The organism is Catellatospora chokoriensis (genome assembly GCF_011297315.1).
Classification (GTDB): Bacteria; Actinomycetota; Actinomycetes; order Mycobacteriales; family Micromonosporaceae; genus Catellatospora; species Catellatospora citrea.
In genome coordinates this window covers 17662-38971 of record NZ_JAAOTI010000002.1, presented here as the reverse complement: position 1 = coordinate 38971, position 21310 = coordinate 17662, and the positions used below count along the sequence as shown (strand labels likewise).

The 21310-nt window shown below is 72.4% G+C and carries 20 protein-coding genes; 10 read left to right on the top strand and 10 right to left on the bottom strand.

Annotated features, from left to right (window positions below; translation table 11 throughout):
* Nucleotides 1-98 precede the first annotated feature (98 nt).
* Nucleotides 99-884 (bottom strand): sporulation protein, encoded by a 786-nt coding sequence (locus HAV39_RS02735; protein WP_191837591.1) that lies wholly within the window; start codon nucleotides 882-884, stop codon nucleotides 99-101.
* A gap of 113 nt (nucleotides 885-997) precedes the next feature.
* Between HAV39_RS02735 and sigB the strand changes: the two genes are divergently transcribed.
* From sigB to HAV39_RS02720, 3 genes are all read left to right on the top strand, one after another.
* The gene (gene sigB, locus HAV39_RS02730) at nucleotides 998-1978 is read left to right on the top strand and encodes an RNA polymerase sigma factor SigB (protein WP_239165452.1); all 981 of its coding nucleotides are present in this window, start codon (nucleotides 998-1000) and stop codon (nucleotides 1976-1978) included.
* 130 nt (nucleotides 1979-2108) lie between these two features.
* Nucleotides 2109-2609, top strand: a complete 501-nt coding sequence (locus HAV39_RS02725) for a SigE family RNA polymerase sigma factor (protein WP_191837590.1) — start codon at nucleotides 2109-2111, stop codon at nucleotides 2607-2609.
* 1 nt (nucleotide 2610) lies between these two features.
* Nucleotides 2611-4032 (top strand): hypothetical protein, encoded by a 1422-nt coding sequence (locus tag HAV39_RS02720; RefSeq protein ID WP_191837589.1) that lies wholly within the window; start codon nucleotides 2611-2613, stop codon nucleotides 4030-4032.
* A 111-nt stretch (nucleotides 4033-4143) separates the two neighbouring features.
* Here HAV39_RS02720 and HAV39_RS02715 read toward each other — a convergent pair whose 3' ends face one another.
* The 3 genes from HAV39_RS02715 to HAV39_RS02705 form a co-directional block, all read right to left on the bottom strand.
* Nucleotides 4144-6726, bottom strand: a complete 2583-nt coding sequence (locus HAV39_RS02715) for a GNAT family N-acetyltransferase (protein WP_191837588.1) — start codon at nucleotides 6724-6726, stop codon at nucleotides 4144-4146.
* 3 nt (nucleotides 6727-6729) lie between these two features.
* Nucleotides 6730-7905: an acetoin utilization protein AcuC gene (locus HAV39_RS02710; protein WP_191837587.1), complete on the bottom strand. Its 1176-nt coding sequence runs from the start codon at nucleotides 7903-7905 to the stop codon at nucleotides 6730-6732.
* A 107-nt stretch (nucleotides 7906-8012) separates the two neighbouring features.
* Nucleotides 8013-8837: a sulfurtransferase gene (locus HAV39_RS02705; RefSeq protein WP_191837949.1), complete on the bottom strand. Its 825-nt coding sequence runs from the start codon at nucleotides 8835-8837 to the stop codon at nucleotides 8013-8015.
* Nucleotides 8838-8900: 63 nt separating this feature from the next.
* Between HAV39_RS02705 and HAV39_RS02700 the strand changes: the two genes are divergently transcribed.
* Both HAV39_RS02700 and HAV39_RS02695 read left to right on the top strand, forming a co-directional pair.
* The gene (locus HAV39_RS02700) at nucleotides 8901-9332 is read left to right on the top strand and encodes a VOC family protein (protein ID WP_191837586.1); all 432 of its coding nucleotides are present in this window, start codon (nucleotides 8901-8903) and stop codon (nucleotides 9330-9332) included.
* A 100-nt stretch (nucleotides 9333-9432) separates the two neighbouring features.
* The gene (locus tag HAV39_RS02695) at nucleotides 9433-10137 is read left to right on the top strand and encodes an iron-dependent transcriptional repressor DtxR (protein ID WP_191837585.1); all 705 of its coding nucleotides are present in this window, start codon (nucleotides 9433-9435) and stop codon (nucleotides 10135-10137) included.
* Between the two features lie 84 nt (nucleotides 10138-10221).
* Here the strand turns inward: HAV39_RS02695 and HAV39_RS02690 are convergent, their stop codons facing one another.
* Complete coding sequence (locus tag HAV39_RS02690; protein WP_191837584.1) at nucleotides 10222-10767, bottom strand: hypothetical protein; 546 nt, start codon at nucleotides 10765-10767, stop codon at nucleotides 10222-10224.
* Between the two features lie 73 nt (nucleotides 10768-10840).
* Here HAV39_RS02690 and HAV39_RS02685 point away from each other — a divergent pair, with 73 nt between their 5' ends.
* Nucleotides 10841-11218, top strand: a complete 378-nt coding sequence (locus tag HAV39_RS02685; RefSeq protein WP_191837583.1) for a VOC family protein — start codon at nucleotides 10841-10843, stop codon at nucleotides 11216-11218.
* Nucleotides 11219-11255: 37 nt separating this feature from the next.
* Here HAV39_RS02685 and HAV39_RS02680 read toward each other — a convergent pair whose 3' ends face one another.
* Nucleotides 11256-12017 carry a hypothetical protein gene (locus HAV39_RS02680; protein ID WP_191837582.1) on the bottom strand — a complete coding sequence of 254 codons (762 nt, stop codon included), beginning with the start codon at nucleotides 12015-12017 and terminating at the stop codon, nucleotides 11256-11258.
* Nucleotides 12018-12181: 164 nt separating this feature from the next.
* Here HAV39_RS02680 and HAV39_RS02675 point away from each other — a divergent pair, with 164 nt between their 5' ends.
* The gene (locus HAV39_RS02675) at nucleotides 12182-13183 is read left to right on the top strand and encodes an aldo/keto reductase (protein ID WP_191837581.1); all 1002 of its coding nucleotides are present in this window, start codon (nucleotides 12182-12184) and stop codon (nucleotides 13181-13183) included.
* A 159-nt stretch (nucleotides 13184-13342) separates the two neighbouring features.
* Here the strand turns inward: HAV39_RS02675 and HAV39_RS02670 are convergent, their stop codons facing one another.
* On the bottom strand, nucleotides 13343-14269 hold the full coding sequence (locus HAV39_RS02670) for a DMT family transporter (protein ID WP_191837580.1): 927 nt from the start codon (nucleotides 14267-14269) through the stop codon (nucleotides 13343-13345).
* 193 nt (nucleotides 14270-14462) lie between these two features.
* Here HAV39_RS02670 and HAV39_RS02665 point away from each other — a divergent pair, with 193 nt between their 5' ends.
* On the top strand, nucleotides 14463-14771 hold the full coding sequence (locus tag HAV39_RS02665) for a tetratricopeptide repeat protein (RefSeq protein ID WP_120318619.1): 309 nt from the start codon (nucleotides 14463-14465) through the stop codon (nucleotides 14769-14771).
* Nucleotides 14772-14910: 139 nt separating this feature from the next.
* Nucleotides 14911-15609, top strand: a complete 699-nt coding sequence (locus HAV39_RS02660; RefSeq protein ID WP_191837579.1) for an N-acyl homoserine lactonase family protein — start codon at nucleotides 14911-14913, stop codon at nucleotides 15607-15609.
* Nucleotides 15610-15703: 94 nt separating this feature from the next.
* Here the strand turns inward: HAV39_RS02660 and HAV39_RS02655 are convergent, their stop codons facing one another.
* The 3 genes from HAV39_RS02655 to nrdR all read right to left on the bottom strand — a co-directional run bounded on the left by HAV39_RS02655 (nucleotide 15704) and on the right by nrdR (nucleotide 20147).
* Nucleotides 15704-16627, bottom strand: coding sequence for a serine hydrolase domain-containing protein (locus tag HAV39_RS02655; RefSeq protein WP_191837578.1), 924 nt, complete (start codon nucleotides 16625-16627; stop codon nucleotides 15704-15706).
* A gap of 121 nt (nucleotides 16628-16748) precedes the next feature.
* A complete protein-coding gene (locus HAV39_RS02650) occupies nucleotides 16749-19556 on the bottom strand; it encodes a vitamin B12-dependent ribonucleotide reductase (RefSeq protein ID WP_191837577.1) in 2808 nt (935 codons plus the stop codon).
* A gap of 60 nt (nucleotides 19557-19616) precedes the next feature.
* Nucleotides 19617-20147 (bottom strand): transcriptional regulator NrdR, encoded by a 531-nt coding sequence (gene nrdR, locus HAV39_RS02645; protein WP_191837576.1) that lies wholly within the window; start codon nucleotides 20145-20147, stop codon nucleotides 19617-19619.
* Nucleotides 20148-20549: 402 nt separating this feature from the next.
* Here nrdR and lexA point away from each other — a divergent pair, with 402 nt between their 5' ends.
* A complete protein-coding gene (gene lexA / locus HAV39_RS02640; RefSeq protein ID WP_191837575.1) occupies nucleotides 20550-21290 on the top strand; it encodes a transcriptional repressor LexA in 741 nt (246 codons plus the stop codon).
* Nucleotides 21291-21310: the final 20 nt, after the last annotated feature.

Below are 21310 nucleotides of genomic sequence, written 5' to 3'. Positions count from 1 at the left end.
GCACCCCACCCCGGCACCGCAAGTCGATCACGGTGCCAGGGTGGCGACATGCCGTCGAACACGTCCACAAGTTCATGATCAACGCCAGAAAGGCGGGGTCAGAACAGGGGGCCCTTGCGGGCGGTGGATTGGGCTAGCCAGTCGGTCAGGAGGCCGCGCCAGTCGGTGTCGGCGATGGTGGCGGGGTCGACGGTGAATCGGCCGAAGATGTCGCGGTCGGCCAGTGGGCCGACTTTTCTGTCCAGTTCCATCACGACGTGGAGCTTGCGGTCGGTGGCGACGAAGGTGACCTCCAGGTTGCGCAGCTGGGCGGCGTACGCGGTGCCGGGCAGGAACTCGATCTCCTGGTAGAACGGCAGCGTCTGCGGCAGCCCGCGCAGGCGGCCCCGTTCGACGTCGGCCTTCACGAACTGGAAGCCGAGCTTCACCAGCGCGTCGAGGATGTGCTGCTGGGCGGGCATCGGGTCGATCTCGACCGGGTCCAGGTCGGTGCGGTCGACCTCGCGGGCCACCTCCAGCTCGGTGCGCAGCCCGACGTTCATGCCGGCCAGCGGCTGCCCGAAGGCACGGGTCAGCGGGGTCTCCAGCGGCACGTCACAGGTGATGTCGAATATCCGACGCTCCCGCGCGGCCAGCGTGAAACCCTCCACCACGCGCTGCCGGCTGATCTCCTCCGTGGACTGGTCACCGAGCAGGCCGCCCTGCACACCGACGTCGGTGACCAGCGCCAACGCGATGTATCCGATGGACACCTGGTGATCCCCGCCGGTGACCTCGACCGTGCCGCTGAGCTTGCCGCCGGGCTTGGCCCGGGCCACCTTCAACTCCGTACGCACCGACGGTCCGCCGACCCCGAACATGCGCATCAGGCGCTTCACGACCACACGTCCCTCCCCTGTCCGCCCCATGGTGGCAGATTCACGAAATCGTCTCACCGCCGTCTCACGCGCCATACACCAAGCTGTCCAGTACACAAGGCGACACGGGGAGGACAGCGATGAGCGACGAGAGCATGAACGCAGTGGCCGTACTGGACAGCGCGCCCGCCGATCTGGACGAGACCGACGAGCGGGGCGTCTCGACCGACCTCGTCCGCGCGTACCTCAACCTCATCGGCCGCACCAAGCTGCTGACCGCCGAGCAGGAGGTCTCGCTGGCGCGCCGGATCGAGGCCGGCCTGATGGCCGAGTACGTGATGGAGCGCGACGGCATCGAGCACGACCGGGACCTGGAGACGGTGATCCGCGAGGGTCACGCCGCCAAGGACCACCTGCTGGAGGCGAATCTGCGCCTGGTGGTCAGCATCGCCAAGCGCTACACCGGCCGCGGCATGGCGTTCCTGGACCTGATCCAGGAGGGCAACCTCGGCCTCATCCGCGCCGTCGAGAAGTTCGACTACACCAAGGGCTACAAGTTCTCCACGTACGCCACCTGGTGGATCCGCCAGGCCATCACCCGCGCCATGGCCGACCAGGCCCGCACCATCCGCATCCCGGTGCACATGGTGGAGCAGGTCAACCGCATGGTCCGGGTGCGCCGCGACCTGGCCACCGCGCTCGGCCGCGAGCCGTCCATCGCGCAGATCGCGGTCGCCCTGGAGATCCCGGAATACCAGGTCATCGAGCTGATCTCGTACGACCGCGAGCCGGTCAGCCTGGACCAGGCCGTCGGCGAGGACGGCGAGAGCGCGCTGGGCGACTTCGTCGCCGCGGTCGACCCGCGCGGTGACGCCGCCGACGCGCTGGCCCAGGGTCAGCTGCGCGACGAGGTCGAGATCGTGCTGTCCACCCTGTCGCAGCGCGAGCAGGCCGTGATCCGGCTGCGCTTCGGCCTGGACGACGGCCGCCAGCGCACCCTGGACGAGGTCGGCAAGGAGTTCGGCCTGTCCCGCGAGCGCATCCGCCAGATCGAGAAGACCACGCTGCTGAAGCTGCGCAGCGGCGAGCGCGCCGAGCGCCTGTCGGTGTACGCCGCCTGACGTCTGCCCCGCTGAACCGCACGGCCCCGGTCGCCTGACCGGGGCCGTGCGGCGTTAGCCTCCCCGTCGCTCAACCTTTCCGGCTCATCGCGTGTTCGGTCAGGTGAACACACGAGGGGAGAGCGATCCGATGCCCGATGACGACTTCCAGGCGTTCGTGGAGCAGCGCTACACCGCGCTGTTACGCACGGCATACCTGCTGTGCGGATCTCGCGACCGCGCCGAGGACGTGCTGCAGAACGCGCTCGCCGCGGCGCTGCCCCAATGGCGGCGGATGGAGCACCCGGAGGCCTACCTGCGCCGGGTGATGGTCAACCAGCTCGCCAACGGCTGGCGGCGGCCGATCCGCGAGATCGTCACCGCGGTCCTGCCGGACCGGGCGCGCCATGCCGGCGACGCCGTCGAGGACCGCGACGAGCTGTGGCGCGCGCTGCGCCGCCTGCCCGTGCGCATGCGCGCCGTGCTGGTGCTGCGCTACTGGGAGGACCGGTCGGAGCAGGAGACCGCGCAGATCCTCGGGGTGACCGTGGGCACGGTCAAGAGCCACTCCTCGCGCGGCCTGGCCCGGCTGCGCGAGCTGATCGAGCCGGGCCCGTCGGCCGCTCTCACCACCGCGAACGGGGGTAACTGACATGATCGAGGCACTTCGGGCGACCCTGGACCGGCACGCCGCAGAGGTGACTCCGCGGCCCGACCCGTACCCCCGGGTGGTCAGCCGGCACCGCCGGCGGCGGCGTCGCGTCACCGCCGCGATCGCGGCCGTGGCCTTGGTGTTCGTCGTCGCGCCGGGCGCCTGGCTGTTCGGCCGGCCGCAGCCCTACCTGCCGGTCGCCGGGCCGCCGCCGGCCGCGCTGCTCCCGCTGCTGAACTCCCCCACCCGCGGCAGCCTCGCCGGGGACAACGCCTACATCGAGTCGCTGCGGCAGCTGGTGGCGGAGGACGACACGAACAGCGACGGCGGATCGCGGCTGCCCGACGATCCGGGCCTGATCAAAGTGCTGTTCGTCGGTGACATCGGTGCGCGGCGTATCGCGGTGGTCGCCGGGGTGGACGGCAAGCCGCTGGTGGCGGCGTACCAGGGCAAGCCTGGAGACGGTGCCGACGAGCTGTCGCCCACCATGCTCGCCGAGCTGGAACCGGCGCTGGGCACGGGCTTCGCCATGGACAACGGCAACGCCGAGCGGACCTACCTGCTGCTCGGGCCGGTCGGCGCGGTCTACGAGACAGCGGAGACCCGCTACACCGGCACCGGGATCCAGCGGAACTGGACTCGGCTGGACGCGCCCGACGGATACGTCGGCATCGCCGACCTCGTTCGGCAGCAGCGCTTCCGGGTGCTCACCGGCGGGACCGTGCTCTACGAGACCGAGGGCGGCGCGGCGGCCGGGCCAGGAAGTACGGTCACGGTGGATCCGCAGCCCGCGGCCGGCCGGGGCAGGCCGATGCCCGCCGCCGCCACGCAGATCGCCAACAGCCTGGCCACGCTGACCAGGCTGACCGGGCCGGACGTGACGTACCGGGTGCTGTGGAGTGACGAGATCGACATGCCGGGCACCAGCACCGGTCGGGCTGCCGTCGTCACCGTGCAGGCGGTCACCGCGGACGGCGGCGGTCCGTACGCCACCGGCACGATCGACACCGGGGAGGGCTACTACCGCGACCATCCTTCGGGTTACGGCATCGCCGGCGACGTGGAACACACCCTGCTGGCCATGCGGTTGCCGTGGTACCAGGTGGAGAGCGATCGGCTGCAGATCATCGCCCCGCCCGCCGCGGTGCGGGCCGAGGTGGTCCGCGACGGTCAGACGGCCGAGGCCACGCTCGTCAACGGCGTGGGCGGGCTGACGGTGCCGCTGAACTCACAGCTCACCATCCGGGTGTACGACGCCACCGGCGCGCTGCTGGCGACGTTGGCGTACGCGGACCGCAACGAGTTCGGCTGCGACCGCTTCGACCCGGCCGCCTGCGCGACCGGTCCAGCCCCGTCCGGGACGCCGACTCCGACGTCCGCGGTCACGCCGACGGCAGTGGTCACTCCGACGGCGACCCGGTAGGACGTCGTCGGCGGCCGACCGGGGGACAGCCGTCGGAACAGGGTGCCCGGCCATGGCGCGAGCCGTGGCCGGGCACCGTCCTCGTCGGCGGTGCGAGGCGGCAGCGCCGCCTCACCGCAGCTGGCGGGGGCCGGTGTCGGGGCGGGGGGTGGCTTCGGTCAGCTCGCCGCGCGCGTGCAGCACGGACACGCCCGCGGCGTGCACCAGGACCGGGTTCAGCACCAGGTGGCGCAGGCGCGCGGTGTCGGCGGCCAGCCGGCCGAGGTCGACCAGCAGCTGCGCCAGGGCCGACGCGTCGGCGGCGGCCAGCAGCGGGGCCGCCTTCGGCGCGCGGACCAGCGCGGCGGCGTCGGTGTCGGTGAGCGGCGCGGCCCGCCAGGCCCGGTCGCCGACCAGCTCGGGCACCGGCCCGGCCAGCCCGAAACCGACCACCGGCCCGAACGCGGGGTCGTCGAAGATCTCGATCACGCAGGCCACACCGGGCGACACCATCGGCTGCACCAGCACCTCGACGCCCGCCCCGAACAGGCCCTCCAGGTCGGCGTAGGCGCGCCGGGCCTCCTCGGGCCCGCCGAGGTTGAGGCGCACCGCGCCGAGGTCGATCCGGTTCGGCCGGTCCGCGACCTTCAGCGCCACCGGGGCCGCGTACGCCGCCGTCGCCGCCGCGACCTCGTCCCCGCCGGCCGCCCGGGTGCTCGGCACGACGGTGACGCCGTACGCGTGGAGCAGGGTGTCGACGGTGGGGGCGAGCGGATCGGCGCCGGGCGGCGGGGGCGGCAGCGTGCCGGGCGGCTCGCGCAGCCAGGCAGCGCGCCGGGTCACCTGGGCGAGCGCCCGCACCGCCTCCTCGATCGAACGGTAGGACGGCACCTCGGCCGGCCCCCGCCCGGCGAGGAAGCTGGCCAGCACCGGCTTGTCCGCCTCGTGCACGGCCTTGGCCAGCGCGTCGGCGTACGGGGCCAGCAGCGCCGTCTCCGCGCTCTGGTCGGCGGCGAGCGGGCCGGTGGGCAGCGGCGGCGCGACCACCACGACCACCGCGTCGGTGTCGTCGCTGTGCAGCGCGGCGTGCACCGCGGCGGCGAACTCGTCCGGCCCGGCGGCGGGGCCGACCGCGCCCGACCGGCCGACGCGCAGCCCGGCGGCCCGGATCTCGGCCGCGGCCAGCGCCGACAGCGCGAACGCGTTGCTGACCACGCCGATCCGGTCGCCGGTCGGCAGCGGCTGCGCGGCCAGCAGCGTCGTCACGTCGAACAGCTCGCCGACGGTGCCGACCTCGATCACGCCCGAGTGCGCCCGCAGCGCCTGCATCGCGGCGTCGTCGAGGGCGGACCCGCCGTGGCCGGTGTGCCCGGCCAGCATCACGATCGGCTTGTGCCGCCCGGCGGTGCGGGCGATCCGGGCGAACTTGCGCGGGTTGCCGAAGGACTCCAGATACATCGCGACGACGTCGGTCTGCGGGTCCTCGGCCCAGAACTGCAGCAGGTCGTTGCCGGACACGTCGGCGCGGCGGCCCGCGCTGACGAAGCCGCTCATGCCCAGCCCGCGGCGTTCGGCCTCGGCCAGCAGCAGCAGGCCCAGCGTGCCGGAGTGGCAGAACAGGCTCACCCGCCCCGGTCCGGGCAGCCGCGGCACGAGCGTGGCGTTGAGGCGCACCGAGTGGTCGGCGATGCCGAGGCTGCCGGGGCCGATCACCCGCATGCCCGCGACCCGCGCCGCCCGCACCAGCTCCCGGCGCTGCGCGGGGTCCAGCTCGGTGAGCACGAGCAGCCCGTGCACCCCGGCCGCGGTCGCGTCGGCCAGCACGTCCGGCAGCGCCCCGGGCGGCGTGGCCACGACCGCGAGATCGATCGCGGGTCCGGCCTCCTCCTCGCCACGATGTGCCAGGCCGGATCCCGGCACCCACGGACGGGCCGGACCGGCCGCGGCTGTGGCACCGTCGCCGCCGTCGGCAGGCGCCGCCGTCACGGAGGGCGCCAGGTCGGCGAGCGAGCGCAGTGGCCCGTCCGGGTGGACGTGGTGGATCGGCCCGGTGAAACCCGAGGCCCGCAGGTGGGCCAGCACGGCCGCGCCGACGCCGTGGCCGGACGCGCTCGCGCCGTAGACGGCCACCGCGCTCGGGCGCAGCAGCCGGGCCACCGAACGGGCCTCGGTGCGCTGCTCGCGGTCGGCCTGCACGGCCCGGGAGCGTTCGGTGGGTGCGACCGGGAAGGTCAGCGTCACCACGCCGTCGGCGTAGCGCCGGGTCACCTCATACCCGGCGTCGGTGAACACCCGCAGCATCGCGCCGTTCTCGGGGAGCACCTCGGCCACGAACCGGGTGACGCCCGCCTCGGCGGCGGCCGCGGCCAGATGCTCCAGCAGCACCGAGCCGACGCCGCGGCCCTGGTAGGCGTCCTCGACCACGAACGCGACCTCGGCCTCGTGCGACAGCGCGCCGAGCCGCTCGTAGCGGCCCACCGCGACCAGCCGGTCGCCCGCGGCGACCACGAACGCCTCCCGGTCGAGGTGGTCGACGTTGACGAACCGGTGCAGGTCGCGGGCGGGAATCCGGGGGTACGGCGAGAAGTAGCGCAGGTAGCGGGTGCGCTCGGAGAAGCGCGAGTGCATCGCCACCACCGCGTCGGCATCCTGCGGCGTGATCTGTCGCAGGTGGACCGTGGTGCCGTCGGCCAGCAGCACATCCGCGCCGGACACGGCTCAGTCCCGCGGGTCGTGCGGATCGAGCCCGTGCAGCGGGAAGACCGCCCGGCGCGCCGCCATGATCGCCTGGTCGAGCCGGTCGCCGTCGGACCCCGGCTGCCAGGCGGTGTACGCGACGTCGCCGCCGTCGGTGAGCGTGGTCGGCACGTCCCGGCCGGGCACGCGCGCGGCGGCGAACGCCCGCCACGACTCCGGCAGCGGGGTGGCCGGGTCCAGCGGCTCGCCGGTGACCATCGCCAGCAGGTGGGTCCAGGCCCGGGGCACCACCTCGACCAGGGCGTATCCGCCTCCGCCGGTGGCCACCAGCCGCCCTTCGCACAGCTCGTCGGCCAGTGCCCGCACGGCCAGCTGGGCCGCCCGCTGCCCGTCCACGCTCAGCCGCAGGTTCGCCAGCGGGTCCAGCCGGTGCGTGTCGGCCCCGGCCTGCAGCACGACGAGCTGCGGCCGGAACGCGCGCACCACCGACGGCACCACCGCGTGGAAGGCGCGCAGCCAGCCCGCGTCGCCGGTGCCCGGCGGCAGCGGCACGTTCACCGCGCTGCCCTCGGCCTTCGGCCCGCCGGTCTCCTCGACGTACCCGGTGCCGGGGAACAGCGTCAGCGGGCCCTCGTGCAGGCTCACCGTGAGCACGCGCGGGTCGTCGTAGAAGATCTCCTGCACACCGTCGCCGTGATGCACGTCGACGTCGATGTACGCGATCCGCTCCGCGCCCTGGGCGAGCAGGTCGGCGATGGCGACGGCCGGGTCGTCGTAGACGCAGAACCCGGCCGCGCGGGCCGGCATGGCGTGGTGCAGGCCGCCGGCCACGTTCACCGCGCGCTGTGCCCGGCCCGACCACACGGCCCGGGCCGCGGCCAGCGTCGCGCCGCAGACCAGCGCCGACACCTCGTGCATGTGGTCGAAGACCGGGTTGTCCGGGGTGTTGAGGCCGTACCCGCGGAAGAACGGATCGTCCGGGGCGGCCCGCACCGCGTCCAGGTAGTCCCGGCGGTGGACCCGCAGCAGCTCGGCCTCGGTGGCCGGCTCCGGCACGACCAGCTCCACCCCGGGCCGGTCGAGCACACCCAGCGCGCGGGCCAGCGCCATGGTCAGCTCGACCCGCACCGGGTTCAGCGGGTGGTCGCCCATGTCGTAGCCGAGCAGCGCGTCGCTCCACACCACGGTCGCGGTCATGCCGCCGCCTCGCTCATGCCTTCTCCCCGCTCCGCTCGTCGGCGGCAGCGCGGATGACCATGATTCGCTCGCTCCGCTCGCTCATGCCTTCTCCCCGCTCCGCCGGCTCACGCGCGGCCGACCGGCCGGGACGGGTCGGTGATCCAGTGGCTCCAGGAGCCGACGTAGAGCGCCGCGTCGGTGCGGCCCGCGGCGTGCAGGGCCAGCACGGTGTGCGCGGCGGTCACGCCGGAGCCGCAGTATGCCCCGACCGGCCCGTCGCCGAGGTCGGCGAACACGTCGGCGAGGTCGGCCCGCAGCGTGCCGTCGGCGGCGACCAGCTCGCCGTAGGGCAGGTTGCGCGCGCCCGGGATGTGCCCGGCCACGGCGTCGACCGGCTCGGTCTCGCCCCGGAACCGCGGCGCGACGCGCGCGTCCAGCAGGACCCCGTCGGCGGCCAGCGCGGCCGCGCCGGCGGCGTCGAGCACCGGCATACCGCCCGGCACCACGGTCACGTCGCCCCGGGTGACGTCGGTCGGCTTGTCGGTCACCTCGCCACCGGCGGCGGTCCAGGCGGCGAAACCGCCGTCGAGCACGCGCACGTCGGCGTGCCCGGCCCAGCGCAGCGTCCACCAGGCGCGGGCCGCGGCCATGCCGTCACCGGCGTCGTAGACGACGACCGGCCCGCCGTCGCGCACACCCGCGGCGCGCAGCGCGCCCTCCAGCGCCTCCGGGTGCGGCAGCGGGTGGCGGCCACCCGCGCCGGGCGGCCCGCACAGGTCGCGGTCCAGGTCGACGAAGACCGCGCCCGGCAGGTGACCGGCGTAGTAGTCGTCGCGGCCGGGCGGGCCGGACAGCCGCCACCGCACGTCCAGCACGGTCGTGGGCTGCCCGGAGCAGAGCCGGTCGGCCAGCTCCGCCACAGTGATCAGTGGAGTACGCACGTTCGCCAGTCAACACCATCGGCGGGCGTGTGTCGTAGCGCACTGTCCCACCCCGCTGGGAGACTTTCGGCCATGTCCTTCCCAGGTCGCATCAGCGTGGTGACCCTCGGGGTCACCGACCTGGCCCGCTCCACCGCCTTCTACCAGGCGCTGGGCTGGCCGCTGTCCGCTCGCTCGCAGGACGACATCAGCTTCTTCCGCACCGCGGGCGCCCTGCTGGCGCTGTACTCCAGCAGCGAGCTGGCCGCCGACGCGCTGCTGCCGGCGCACGAGCCGGCCGGGTTCCGCAACGTCACCTGTGCCGTGTGTCTCGGTTCGCAGGCGGAGGTGGACGAGGCGCTCGCGACAGCCGTGGCGGCCGGTGCGACACTGCTGAAACCCGCCCAGAAGGTGGAGTGGGGCGGCTATTCGGGCTACTTCGCCGATCCGGACGGACATGCCTGGGAGGTGGCATACAACCCGTTCTGGCCGCTCAACGACGCAGGCCTGCCCGAACTGCCATGAGCGGTGCGGCCACAGGTTGATCAACCGACATACGCCGACGGGTGTCGCTGCGGTGACACGCAATAGAATCGCAGCCAGCGACTTGGAGAGGACCCGTTCAATGTCCGACCTCATTGACACTACCGAGATGTACCTGCGCACCATCCTCGAGCTCGAGGAGGAGGGCGTGCCGCCGCTGCGCGCCCGCATCGCCGAGCGTCTGCACCAGAGCGGCCCGACCGTCAGCCAGACCGTGGCCCGCATGGAGCGCGACGGTCTGCTGACCGTCGTGGAGACCGACCGTCATCTGCAGCTGTCCGAGGCCGGCCGGGCGCACGCCGTCGCCGTCATGCGCAAGCACCGCCTCGCCGAGCTGCTGCTCGTCAACGTCATCGGCATGCCCTACGAGGAGGCCCACGAAGAGGCCTGCCGGTGGGAGCACGTGATGAGCGACGCCGTGGAGAAGCGCGTCTACGACCTGCTGAACCGGCCCACCCGGTCGCCGTACGGCAACCCCATCCCCGGCCTGGACGCCCTCGACATCAAGCCCCGCGACACCGACGGCGGCGACACCCCCGAGCGCAACCTCGCCTTCCCCGGGCTCACCGGCCAGGTCGTGGTCCGCCGGATCTGCGAGAGCGTGCAGACCGACTCCGAGGTGCTGCGCCAGCTGCACGCCGCCGGCGTCGACCCGGGCGCGACGGTCACCGTCGCCCAGGAGCGCGACGGCGTCTCGATCGACCACGGCGGCGAGCCCGTCCGCCTGCCGCGTGAGGTCGCCTCGCGCGTCTTCGTCACGGCGACTTTGGCGCCCGCCGCGGTATAGCCGGCCGACAGGTTACGCAAGCCGTTCATCACCAGGTCCCGTCTGTGCCGTCGCGCAGCGGGGCCTGGTTGTTTTCGCCGCCGGTCAGACTCCGGCGCGGTCGATGTCCTTGGCCAGCTCGACGACGTCGGGCAGCAGGGCCGCCGCGTCGCCGCCCTCCGGCAGGGTGACCTTCAGCACCAGCAGCCGGGCGTTGCCGGCGAGCCAGCCGATCTCCACGTATGGCCCGCGGCCCTTGGCGGCCGGCTTGACCTGTGAGTAGGCGACCTTTCCCAGCGCCGTCACGGCGTTCGCGCCGTCGGGCAGCATCTTGTCCTTGAACACGGCGACGTCGGACTTGCTCGGCGTCACCGACACGCTCAGCTCCGGCAGCGCGGCCTCGGTCGGCCGGGCCACACACGTGCTGGTCTTCTCGTGGTTCGCCGCGCCGGCCACCGCCAGCCGCGCGTGCAGCCGCTGCTCGATGCCGGGGAAGTCCAGCAGCAGGCAGGCGCCGGTCGGCGCGGGCGGGCTGGGCGACACCACCCGCGGCGACGCCTGCTCGGGCGGCTCGTGCGCGGACGCTCCGGCACCCGAGCAGCCCGCCAGCAGCGTTCCGCTCGCCATCAGGGCCACCACTGTCGTCCGCACCGGACCAAACTAGTCGCTGTCCGGGTACGCCGAAAGTCCGCTCACGTTCGAGTGCGGTGCCTAGCCTGATGCCATGACGGGAAAAGTGGTGCATTTCGAGCTTCCGGCCGACGATGTCGAACGGGCCCGGGCCTTCTACACCGACGCGTTCGGCTGGCAGCTCGACGCCATGCCGGAGTTCGACTACATCTGGGTGCGCACCGTCGCCACGGACGACCGCGGCAACCCGGCCGAACCCGGCGCCGTCAACGGCGGCCTGACCCGGCGCGAGGCGCCAGTGACCGGGCCGGTCGTCACGGTCGAGGTCGAGGACATCGACACGGCACTCGCCAAGATCGTCTCGTGCGGCGGCCGGGTGCTCCAGGAACGCCGGTCCGTCGGCACGATGGGCTTCACCGCGTACATCGCCGACAGCGAGGGCAACACGGTCGGGCTCTGGCAGAACGCGTGACGGGGACGGGAGCGCCCGTCCCCGTCACGCGGCCGGGTCAGCCGACCTTTTCGATCTGGCCGCGGATCTGGATGAACTCGGCCTTGACCTCGTCCACGGTCTTGAAGTACCAGACCACCATGCCCAGGCTGCCCTTGTCGGCCCAGGCGCAGACGACCAGCGGCACCGCCTCGGTCTTGGCGCTGCCGCACTTGGCCTCGCCACCGAGCGGGCCCGCGTCGACCGGAGCGATCCCGGTCGCGACGACACCCGAGGTGCCCATGCCCGCGAACGCGGCGTCCAGCTCCCGGCCGGGACTCGTGATGGGCGCCGCGGCGGCGAAGACCATCACGAGGTCCTGCTTGGCCTGGTCGCCGTAGAAGCCGGCCACGGCGTTCGTCGACGACGGCAGCATCGTCTCGAAGCTGCCCTTCATGGTGTCCGTCAGCGCCTCGAGCTGCGGGTCGGTGGACTTGGCGCGGCCGGCCAGCGACGCGGGGGCGACCACGGTGATGTCCTTGGCCGCGGCCTGCGCGCTGGCCGAGGCGAGCACGTCACCGACGGTCTGCTCGATCTGGTCCGCGGTGTCCTTGAGCAGGTACCAGGCGCCGATGCCGCCACCGCAGCAGAGCAGGAGCACACCGAGCCCGATGCCGATCCAGAGGCCGGCCCGGGACTTCTTCGGGGCCGGCGGCACGGGCTGCCCCGGGTAACCGGGCTGGGCAGGATAACCCGGCTGGGCGGGATATCCGGGCTGGGCGGGGTAACCGGGCTGCTGCGGAGGGCCGGGCTGCTCCGAGGGCGGGGGTGGATACGTCATGAAGGGCTCCTGGCGTTCGGGGTCAGCGCATCGTATCGGCGCACCCCGTCATTCGGGACCCTCGGTGTCCGGCTCCGGACGCCGAGTGGCGGTGGCGGGAAAGCCGTGGCGCGGGGACCCGGCTCCGCGGGCGCGCCCGCCCCGTGCGGGGAGAAGATGGAGCCATGACCGCTACGCGACGCATCGGCAGCAACGGACCCGAGGTCAGCGCCATCGGCCTCGGCTGTATGGGAATGAGCTTCGCCTACGGGCAGCGCGACGACGCGGGGTCGGCCGCGACGCTGCGGCGTGCCCTGGACATCGGCGTCACGCACTTCGACACCGCCGACATGTACGGCTTCGGCCACAACGAGGAGCTGATCGGCCGCACCATCGGCGACCGGCGCGACGAGTACGTGCTGGCCACCAAGTTCGCCAACCGCGGCGAGACCGACGCGCAGGGCAACCTGGTCCGGCGCTGGGTCGACTCCTCGCCGCGGTGGGCCCGCGAGGCGGTGGAGGACTCGCTGCGCCGCCTGCGCACCGACCACATCGACCTGTACTACATGCACCGGCGCAGCCCCGACGTGCCGATCCAGGAGACGGTCGCGGCGATGGCCGAGTTCGTCAAGGAGGGCAAGGTCGGCTACCTGGGCCTGTCCGAGGTCAGCCCCGCGACGCTGCGGGCCGCGCATGCCGTGCACCCGATCACCGCGGTGCAGATGGAGTACTCCCTGTTCACCCGGTTCGTCGAGGACGAGATGCTGGCGACCTGCCGCGAGCTCGGGGTGGGGCTGGTGGCGTACTCCCCGGTGGGCCGCGGCTGGCTCACCGGCAAGATCACCTCGCCGGCGGATCTGGCCGCCGACGACTTCCGGCGCACCGTGCCGCGCTTCGCCGAGGAGAACTTCGCCCACAACATGGCCCTGGTGCAGGCCGTCCGCGAGGTCGCCGACGAGCTCGGCGCGACACCCGCCCAGGCCGCCCTGGCCTGGCTGCTGGCCCAGGGCGACGACGTCCTCCCGATCCCCGGCACCAAGCGCGTGCCCTACCTCGAGGAGAACATGGCCGCCGCGGACCTCGTCCTCACCGCCGACCAGCTCCGCCGCCTCACCGAGGCCGTCCCACCCGGCGCCGTGGCCGGCGAACGCTACGCCCCCTCCGGCATGTCCACCGTCAACCAGTGACAAAGGAAGGGCACCTTCTTAACGCTATGCGTAGAGGAAGGTGCCCTTCTTAACAGTGCCCCGGTGGTGACCAGGCGTGGCCGGCCTGGCGATCGCTGTTTCGTGTCATGATCCGCGCCCTGACCCGACTTTCCGACACGAGACAGCGATCACGACCAGTCAGCCGGTGCGGGCCAGGCCCGCGACCGCCGCCAGCATCAGCACCGCTCCGGCAGCGGCCGCCAGGGTGAACCGCTCGCCCAGCAGCCCGACCGCGATCAGCACGCCCGCCACCGGCTCCACCAGGGTCACCACGGCGGTCACCGTCGCCGGAACCACCGCCACCCCGGCGAAGAACAGCCGGTACGCCAGCGCCGTCGGCACCGCCCCGAGGTACAGCAGCCAGCCGGCCGTGTCCGCGAGCCCGCCCGCCGACGGCGCGCCCGGACCGCCCACCGACGGCAGCAGCCCCTCCGCCACCGCTAACGGCAGCAGGCAGGCCGCCGCCACCGCGAACGAGGCGACCGTGGCCCCGGACAGGTCACCCCCTACCCGCCGCGAGTAGATCGTCACCACCGCGTACCCGGCCGCCGACAGCAGCCCGAACGCCACCCCGAGCACCGGCGCGGCCCCGGCCTGCCCACCGCCGCCCACCAGCAGCACCAGCCCCGCCAGCCCCACCGCCACCGCGGCGACCCGGCCCGCGGTCAGCGCCTCGCCGAGCACCCGACGAGCCGCGAGCGCGATCACCACAGGGCAGGCCCCGAGCGTGACCACGGTGCCGACGGCCAGCCCGGCGTACGCGATCGAGCCGTAGTAGGCCGTCTGGTACACCGCCAGCCCGGCCCCGAGGACCAGCGCGTCACGCCACCGCGCACCGAGCCGCTCGCCCACGGCCAGGTGCAGCACCGCCAGCACGGCGATGCCGAGCACCAGCCGCCAGAAGGACACCGCGACCGGCCCGAGGCCACTGGTGCGGTAGAGGACCGCGGCGACCGCGCCGCCGGTGCCCCAGGCGGTCGCCGCGACCGCCACGTAGCACATGCCGCGCCCGTACGACGCGGACCGGCCCGCGCGCGACGGCGCGAGCCCTGAAACGGACTCCATCTTCCCTTGTCTCCACTGCTCGATGGCCGACGATTCCGCGTACGCGGACGGGCCACCGGACGCACGGCCGAGCCGTCACGTCAGTGGTGCGACGCCGTCCGCCCTCAGGCGACCGGCGGGGAGATGATCGAGTGAGCCATGGCCGCGATGCTAACCGGGGAATGCGCAGGCCATCCAGCGAGTTGTCCGATGCGTGGGAATCCTGGAGGAGTACGAGCGCGGAAGGCTGTTCTTCGACTACGGCGACTACATCACGGCTGCCCAGATCCTGGGACCCGTGGTGGACGAGGCGCCGGACGACGTGGCGCCCCGGCTGCTGCTGGCGCGCGCCTATTACCACTCGGCCCAGCTGCACAAGGCCGAGGAGCAGCTGCGCCGGGTGCTCGACCACGACCCCGCCGAGCACTACGCCCACCTCATGCTGGGCCGCTGCCTGCAGCGGCAGAGCCGCCACGACGAGGCCCGGCCGCACCTGCGCATCGCCGACGCGATGGGGGCCTGAGCCCGACGGACACGCGGCACCGGGGCTGGACGCCGTTGCCCTGTCCAGCCCCGGTGCCGCGGCCGGGCCGAACCGCCGGCCGGGTCGCGGAACTCGACCGTGCTGCGGTGCGTTCGTCAATCGATGCCAGGATGGCCTGATGGCTGGCGACAACGCGGTGCGCAGACTTGATCTCGGCTACTTCATCCGGCCCGCCGAGGAGGCGGGCGGTCCACACCCGAGGGTCGAGGCCGTGCTGGCCTACCTGGTGGACAGCGCGGACGGGCTGATCCTGTTCGACACCGGCCTGGGCCGGGGCGACGACGAGACCGAGGCCCATTACCGGCCGCACCGCCGCCCGCTGCCGCAGGCCCTGGCCGATCACGGCGTACGCCTCGACGACATCGCCCTGGTCGTCAACTGCCACCTGCACTTCGACCACTGCGGCGGCAACCCGCTGCTGCCCGGCCGCCCCGTGTTCACCCAGCGGACCGAGCTGGCGACCGCGCGGGCCGGCGACTACACCTTCGACCACCTGGTCGACTTCCCCGGCGTCGACTACCGCGAACTCGACGGCGCGGCCGAGATCAGCCCCGGCGTCCGGATCGTCCCGACGCCCGGCCACACCGCCGGACACCAGAGCCTGGTGGTACGCGGTCCCGACGGCGTCACGACCGTGCTGGCCGGGCAGGCCTACGACCTGGCCACCGACTTCAGCTGCGCCCAGCTCGCCCGCCGGGCCGCCGCCGACGGCGCCGCCGACCCGCTCCCGCCGTACCACCCCTGGCTGGACCGCCTCACCACACTCGACCCGCAGCGCGTCCTCTTCGCCCACGACCCCGCGGTCTGGCAAGCCTGACCCACCCCGCCGCCTGGGCTTGCAATTTCGGGGAAACTGCATGAATGGCGACCAGGATTCGCGCGGTTTCCCTGAAACTGCGGGCCGGGGATCATCAGGTGAGCGCGGCGACCAGCACGTCGTTGAGGACGGCGGTGGTGGTCGTCTCGGAGTTGCTGAGGATCACGATGCGGAGGTTCGAGGACGGTACGCAGGCGTCGTAGGTGCGGAAGCCGCTGTTGCCGCCGGAGTGGTGGAACCAGTCGCGGCCGTCGACGGTCCCGACGAGCCAGCCGTAGCCATAGCCGCGGGAGTCCGGGCGGCTGCCGGTCGGGGCCTGCTCGGACAGCATCAGCCCGAGGTGGTGCTCGTCGAGCAGTCGCCCGGCCCGCAATCCGTCGATCCAGCGAACCACATCGCCGGTGGTGGACCACAGATCGCCCGCGCCCATGCCCACCACGTCAAGCTCGTACGACGGCGTCGGCAGGCCGTCCTCGCCAAGCCCGATGGCGAGGTCCGCCCGGTCCCCCGGCTCGCCCGCGAGGGTGTCCGCGAGCCCGAGCGGCCCGAAGATGTCGCGGTCCAGCAGCTCCCGGTACGGCGTGTCCGCGACCCGCTCCGCCACGTGCGCCAGCAGTACATACCCGGGGCTGCTGTAGTGCCAGCCGCCGCCGGGCGCGAACAGCGGCGGCACCTCGTGGAACGTCTTGAGTAGCTGGTCCAGCGGCTGCCACCGGAACAGGTCGATCATCGGGTACTCGTCCCAGTGCCCCAGCCCTGACGAGTGCGCCAGCAGGTGGTGCAGCGTGATGTCCTGCCACGACGGCGGGCAGCCGCCGATCCACCGCCCGACGGGGTCGGACAGGCGCAGCCGTCCGCGCTGGGCCTGCAGCAGCACGGCGGCGGCGGTGAACTGCTTGCTCACCGAGGCGAGCTGGAAACGGGTGCGCGCGGTGACGCCGGGGCTGGTGACGTCCGCGACCACGTCGTCACCCTTCATGATCAGCACCGCGCCGGAGATCTCGGGGAGGGTCGGCATCCACCGACCCTACGACCGGCCGATCATCCCCGCCGCCCCGGAAAACGGGGAACGGGACCGGGCGCAGCGCCCGATCCCGTTCTCACGTCACGTCACCGGCGGCACATGCCGCCAGGGGTGCTCAGCTGCAGCCGCTGGTCGAGCCGCAGCCCTCGCAGACGTAGCAGCTGCCCGCGGGCCGCATCTTGGTGCCGCAGGTGTAGCACAGCGGCGCGTCCGACGCCTTGCCCGTGATGGACTCCAGCACCTCGGTCGAGGAGCCGACCCGCACCGGGGCGGCCGGGATCACGGCCGACGAGGCGGCCGGGGCTGCCTGCGGCACGTACTCGGTGCCCTCCTCCTCGGCCCGCAGCCGCGCGGCGCGCTCGGCGGCGGTGAAGACACCCAGCTCGGCCCGCTGCTCGTAGGGCAGGAAGTCGAGCGCCAGGCGGCGGAAGATGTAGTCCATCACCGAGTTCGACAGGCGGATGTCCGGGTCGTCGGTCATGCCGGCGGGCTCGAACTTCATGTTCATGAACTTCTCGACGTACGTCTGCAGCGGCACGCCGTACTGCAGCGCGACCGAGACGGCGATCGAGAACGCGTCCATGACACCGGCCAGGGTCGAGCCCTGCTTGCCCAGCTTGAGGAAGACCTCGCCGAGGCCGTCGTCGGGGTACGACGAGGCGGTCAGGTAGCCCTCGGCCTCGCCGACGGTGAAGGAGACCGTCTGCGACGGGCGCTTCTTCGGCAGGCGCTTGCGCACCGGGCGGTACTCGATGACCTTCTCCACCACGGGGGCGGACACCGGGGCGACGGCCGCGGCGGGCTCCTTGTCCTTCTTGGAGACCGACAGCGGCTGGCCGACCTTGCAGTTGTCCCGGTAGATGGCCAGCGCCTTGAGGCCCAGGCGCCAACCGTCGAAGTACATCTGCTCGACCTCTTCGACCGTCGCCGACTCCGGCATGTTGACGGTCTTGCTGATCGCGCCGGAGATGAACGGCTGCACCGCGGCCATCATCAGCACGTGGCCCATGGGCGCGATCGAGCGCTCGCCCATCGCGCAGTCGAACACCGCGTAGTGCTCCGGCTTGAGGCCGGGGGCGTCGACGACGTGGCCGTGCTCGGCGATGAACTCGGTGATCGCCTCGACCTGCTCCTCCTGGTAGCCCAGGTTGCGCAGGGCGCGTGGCACGGTCTGGTTGACGATCTGCATCGAGCCGCCGCCGACCAGCTTCTTGAACTTGACCAGCGCCAGGTCCGGCTCGACGCCGGTGGTGTCGCAGTCCATCATGAAGCCGATGGTGCCGGTGGGCGCGAGCACGCTGGCCTGGGAGTTGCGCCAGCCCTGCTTCTCACCGAGGGCGTTGCCGGCCTTCCACTGCTTCTGCGCCTCCTTGGCCACCAGGGTCGCGACCGGACCCTGCGGCTTGAGGGCGTCCGCGGCGGCGGCGTGCTTGCGCATGACCCGCTGGTGCGGGGTGGCGTTGCGGGCGTAGCCGTCGTACGCGCCGACGACGCCGGCCAGCTCGGCCGAGCGGCGGTAGGCCACACCGGTCATCAGCGCGGTGATCGCGGCGGACAGCTGCCGGCCGGACTCGGAGTCGTACGGCAGGCCCGACGCCATCAGCAGCGCGCCGAGGTTGGCGTAGCCGATGCCGAGCTGCCGGTACGCCCGGGTGTTCTCGGTGATCTTCTGGGTCGGGAAGTCCGCGAAGCAGATGGAGATGTCCATCGCGGTGATCACGAACTCGACCGACTTCGAGAACCGCGCCACGTCGAACGAGCCGTCCGTGCCGAGGAACTTGAGCAGGTTCAGCGACGCCAGGTTGCAGGACGTGTCGTCCAGGTGCAGGTACTCCGAGCACGGGTTGCTGGCCGTGATGCGGCCGGTCTCCGAGCAGGTGTGCCAGTCGTTGATGGTGTCGTCGTACTGGATGCCGGGGTCGGCGCAGGCCCACGCGGCCTCGGCCATCTTGCGGAACAGGCCCTTGGCGTCGACGGTGTCGATGACCCGGCCGTCGAGGCGGCCCAGCAGGTCGAAGCCCTTGCCCTCCTCGACCGCGGTCATGAACTCGTCGGAGACGCGCACCGAGTTGTTGGCGTTCTGGTACTGCACGCTGACGATGTCGCGGCCGCCCAGGTCCATGTCGAAGCCCGCGTCGCGCAGCGCGCGGATCTTGTCCTCCTCGCGCGCCTTGGTCGCGATGAACTCCTCGATGTCCGGGTGGTCCACGTCGAGGATGACCATCTTGGCCGCGCGGCGGGTGGCGCCGCCGGACTTGATGGTGCCGGCCGAGGCGTCGGCGCCGCGCATGAAGCTGACCGGGCCGGAGGCCGTGCCGCCCGAGGAGAGCAGCTCCTTGCTGGCGCGGATGCGGGAGAGGTTGACGCCGGAACCCGAGCCGCCCTTGAAGATCAGGCCCTCTTCCTTGTACCAGTCCATGATGGAGTCGACCGAGTCGTCCACGGACAGGATGAAGCAGGCGCTGACCTGCTGCGGGCTGGCGGTGCCCACGTTGAACCAGACCGGCGAGTTGAAGCTGAACACCTGGTGCACCAGCATCCAGATCAGCTCGTGCTCGAACAGCTCGGCGTCGGCGGCGGTGGCGAAGTAGCCGTGCTTCTCACCGGCGGCCCGGTAGGTCTTGGCGACCCGGTCCACCAGCTGCTTGAGGCTCCACTCCCGCTCCGGGGTGTCCACCGCGCCGCGGAAGTACTTGGTCGTCACGATGTTGGTCGCGTTGACGCTCCAGAAGTCGGGGAACTCGACCCCCCGCTGCTCGAAGTTGATCGAGCCGTCACGCCAGTTCGTCATGACGACGTCCCGGCGCTCCCAGGCGATCTCGTCGTACGGGTGGACGCCCTCGGTCGTCCACACCCGCTCGATCTTCAGACCTCCGGCGTTCGCCCGCGTGCGCTTCGCGCTCGCCGTGGCGTTCTCCCCCATCGTCAGCCCCCTCAGGTTTCTCTCTAAACAACAAACAACTGCACGTTCTGATGCCGAGACTCAGCTCGCGGCGTGACCGGCCGGCATCGCGCCGTCGGCCGCCTCCGCGGCGAGTTCGGCTGGCTCTTGCCCAACCGCGCGGGTTTTAACCGCGGCACGCAGTGCCTCGATCTCCCGGATGAAGTCCTCGGCGGACTGGAAGTCCTGGTACACGCTGGCGAAGCGCAGGTAGGCCACCTCGTCCAGGTCGCGCAGCGGCCCGAGGATGGCCAGCCCGACCTCCCCGCTGGGCACCTCCGCCGCCCCCCGCGCGCGGACCGCCTCCTCCACCCGCTGCGCCAGCAGCGCGATGGCGTCCTCGTCGACCGGACGGCCCTGGCAGGCCTTGCGCACGCCGCCCATGATCTTCGAGCGGCTGAACGGCTCGGTCACGCCGCTCCGCTTGACCACGGCCAGCACCGACTCCTCGACCGTGGTGAACCGCTTGCCACACTCGGGGCAGTGCCGCCGGCGGCGGATGAGCTGGCCGTCGTCGGCCTCGCGGGAGTCCACCACGCGGGAGTCCGGGTGCCTGCAGTACGGGCATCGCATCGCTGTCACCTCCCACGTCGTCTGTCGTCTCGGGCGGCGTCCCGACCCGCATTCCGGGCACGGCACCGCCGGCGTCCGCGTCGTCGCGGGCGCCCGGGGGTGGGTGCGGATGCGGGGGTACGGCCATACCCCCAGATCGGGCTCTTACCCCAATCTATGGGCGGTCGGCTCGGTGCCACCACAAGATGTTGGGGTTGAACCTATGCCTCAACCGACGCGTAGGCAAGTTGAAACGCCCTTGCGAGTGGCGTGTCGCGGACAACAACACGTACCGTCACCCACTCGTGAAACATGCGTGACACCGTCGACAGAGTCGTACAGATGTTTGAAACTGACATCATGTCGCATTAGTGTGTCCGGTGAGAGTCGCTGTTCGCTGTCACTATCCACCGGAGGTCCGACATGTCCCCCACTGAGCGAGCGTCCCGGCCCGGCCGGCCGCCCGCGGCGCCTGCCGGCGCGGGGCCTCTGCGCGCGGTCTCCGCGACCAGCGCCTCCCCCGCCGACCTTCAGTCGACCGACCTGAGCAGCCGCCAGAAGCGCATCCTCGCGGTCATCCGCGAGTGGGTGGAGCAGCACGGCTACCCGCCGACCGTGCGCGAGATCGGCGAGGCCGTCGGCCTGGTCTCCCCGTCCTCGGTCGCTTACCAGCTCAAGGAGCTGGAGCGGAAGGGCTTCCTGCGCCGCGACCCGTCGCGCCCGCGCGCGGTGGACGTGCGCACCCCGGTCGACCCCGACGAGGAGGCCGCCGCCCTGCTGGCCCAGCCCACCCCGGTGTACGTGCCGCTGCTCGGCCGCATCGCGGCCGGTGGGCCGATCCTGGCCGAGGAATCGATCGAGGAGGTGCTGCCGCTGCCGCGTGAGCTGGTCGGCCAGGGCACGCTCTTCTCGCTCCAGGTCAAGGGCGACTCGATGATCGAGGCCGCGATCTGCGACGGCGACCTGGTCGTGGTGCGCCAGCAGCCCAACGCCGAGAACGGCGACATCGTCGCCGCGATGATCGACGGCGAGGCCACGGTCAAGGTCTACCGGCTGCGCGAGGGCCACGTGCTGCTGATGCCGCGCAACCCGGCATACGACCCGATCCCCGGCGACGCCGCGGTGATCCTCGGCAAGGTCGTCTTCGTGATGCGCCGCGTCTGAGCCCGCATACGGCAGCGGCC

Coding starts and splice junctions, on each gene's coding strand:
- sigB (WP_239165452.1), top strand. CDS start 998: ATGAGCGACGAGAGCATGAACGCAGTGGCCGTACTGGACAGCGCGCCC.
- HAV39_RS02725 (WP_191837590.1), top strand. CDS start 2,109: ATGCCCGATGACGACTTCCAGGCGTTCGTGGAGCAGCGCTACACCGCG.
- HAV39_RS02720 (WP_191837589.1), top strand. CDS start 2,611: ATGATCGAGGCACTTCGGGCGACCCTGGACCGGCACGCCGCAGAGGTG.
- HAV39_RS02710 (WP_191837587.1), bottom strand. CDS start 7,905: ATGACCGCGACCGTGGTGTGGAGCGACGCGCTGCTCGGCTACGACATG.
- HAV39_RS02700 (WP_191837586.1), top strand. CDS start 8,901: ATGTCCTTCCCAGGTCGCATCAGCGTGGTGACCCTCGGGGTCACCGAC.
- HAV39_RS02695 (WP_191837585.1), top strand. CDS start 9,433: ATGTCCGACCTCATTGACACTACCGAGATGTACCTGCGCACCATCCTC.
- HAV39_RS02685 (WP_191837583.1), top strand. CDS start 10,841: ATGACGGGAAAAGTGGTGCATTTCGAGCTTCCGGCCGACGATGTCGAA.
- HAV39_RS02680 (WP_191837582.1), bottom strand. CDS start 12,017: ATGACGTATCCACCCCCGCCCTCGGAGCAGCCCGGCCCTCCGCAGCAG.
- HAV39_RS02675 (WP_191837581.1), top strand. CDS start 12,182: ATGACCGCTACGCGACGCATCGGCAGCAACGGACCCGAGGTCAGCGCC.
- HAV39_RS02670 (WP_191837580.1), bottom strand. CDS start 14,269: ATGGAGTCCGTTTCAGGGCTCGCGCCGTCGCGCGCGGGCCGGTCCGCG.
- HAV39_RS02660 (WP_191837579.1), top strand. CDS start 14,911: ATGGCTGGCGACAACGCGGTGCGCAGACTTGATCTCGGCTACTTCATC.
- HAV39_RS02655 (WP_191837578.1), bottom strand. CDS start 16,627: ATGCCGACCCTCCCCGAGATCTCCGGCGCGGTGCTGATCATGAAGGGT.
- HAV39_RS02650 (WP_191837577.1), bottom strand. CDS start 19,556: ATGGGGGAGAACGCCACGGCGAGCGCGAAGCGCACGCGGGCGAACGCC.
- nrdR (WP_191837576.1), bottom strand. CDS start 20,147: ATGCGATGCCCGTACTGCAGGCACCCGGACTCCCGCGTGGTGGACTCC.
- lexA (WP_191837575.1), top strand. CDS start 20,550: ATGTCCCCCACTGAGCGAGCGTCCCGGCCCGGCCGGCCGCCCGCGGCG.